Below are 1,540 nucleotides of genomic sequence, written 5' to 3'. Positions count from 1 at the left end.
CTTCTACAACAGAAGATCTTATGTTCTTAGTTTCAACCCTTCACTAATAGTGCGTGAGAGACCATACGACAAATTAATAATAATTAATCTATTTGACAGTCTGTACGATAAAGAAAGATCTTTAACAGAGTCTATTAATCTTTATCATGAGTACAGAACTGAAAAAAGCGTTTTGTACAATGTTGTTGAAATTAATATGCCGCAAGGAAAAACACTTAAACTCGAAATAGTAAAAGGAATACCGTTCACAAACATTGGTGAAGACACTAAAGTCATCATTACCGGAGAGGTTTATTTCTCTGATATCAGACGCGCTACTCGTTTTTTTTCCGACACTCAGAACTTAATAAAAAAGCTAACATTGGTTTTAAGTATGGCAATTCCCAGCAATACCACCGTACAAACCATAGCATTCTCTTTTGATAACTCTGCACAAGGCATTTTTGGTTCTTCGGGTGTACTGGGTGTACTGAATGTTAACCATAAAGGTTATGCTGTACCTGAAGTTTTGAGGGAGTTGGCCAAAAAAGGTATCTTTGCAAATGCTGCCGTTGCAGTTCGCACGCCTCATTCAGCCGATGATCCTGACATACCATCAACCTCCAGCAATGCGCCCTACCCTGAACCAAACCGTGTTGTTTTTACCCTGCTGCCTGACGGGACCACTGTTGAATACAGAACGAGGTTCGGGTTAGCCTCCCTTGAGCCTAAAAATGTATTTACCCATGCCTTACCTGAAAGTCATCACAGCGATAACGGGACTGAAGGTCAATCTAACGATGCCAGCTCCGAAGACGATCCGATCAAAGCCATATTACAAGAGAAGATTGCCGGTAGCGGATCCGACAAAAAAGAGGATTGGATCAAAAACATAATCGAAGACAATTCTATTGATCCCCAACTCAAAGATCAGTTACTCGCAGGCATAATCGAAGAGTATTTGCTCAGAGACGAAGCCGAAGATAAGTCTGTCGATGCCAGACCCGAAGGTAATCCGGGCAGAGCTGCAAATGGAGATAATTTGCCCGGTATCATACCCGATCGACCTACCGGCGATATCAGAAAAAATGCTCAAGAGTATTCCTTATACTCTAATTTCCAACAAGCGATCTTTCATGGATTACTAGAAACCCCCGGGACTGAAAAAGTCACTTTTGTCAATCCAGATAGAGCAGAAGCTATTCACTTATCAGACTCCCTCGACCTGGTGATGCAATCTACCTCTTACAGTCAATGGCTTGCGCACTATGAACATCGTTTCTGCTGGTTAGGCCAGATCTCTCAGCTTCAGCAACTAATGGACCTTTTCCAGAGTGAAGAAGAAAAAGCCAGAGCCTTCGAGACCCTTAAAAGACGGATACAGGCAAGGTCATACGATATTCGCACGCTTGATCTTTCAACGCCGGAAGGGGCCGCCACTCTTAACGCAGAATACAGAAATGATTTTGCCAACATCCGGCTTCTCACAGAGCAGCTACCGGGACCTTGCAACAGGCGCCGAAGATCAGCCGATGCCAACAGCTGTAATGCCAGACGCAAA

Annotated in this window: 1 protein-coding gene; it reads left to right on the top strand. The window is 43.4% G+C overall.

The window, feature by feature from the left end; genetic code table 11:
- Positions 1-196: 196 nt before the first annotated feature.
- Positions 197-1,540, top strand: a 1,344-nt coding sequence (locus KDK16_RS04440) for a hypothetical protein (RefSeq protein ID WP_257274864.1), incomplete at its 3' end; no start/stop codon positions are given.

This window comes from Endozoicomonas sp. SESOKO4 (assembly GCF_024606275.1).
The sequence above is the reverse complement of the archived record's forward strand: the minus strand, read 5'-3'. Positions and strand labels throughout refer to the sequence as shown.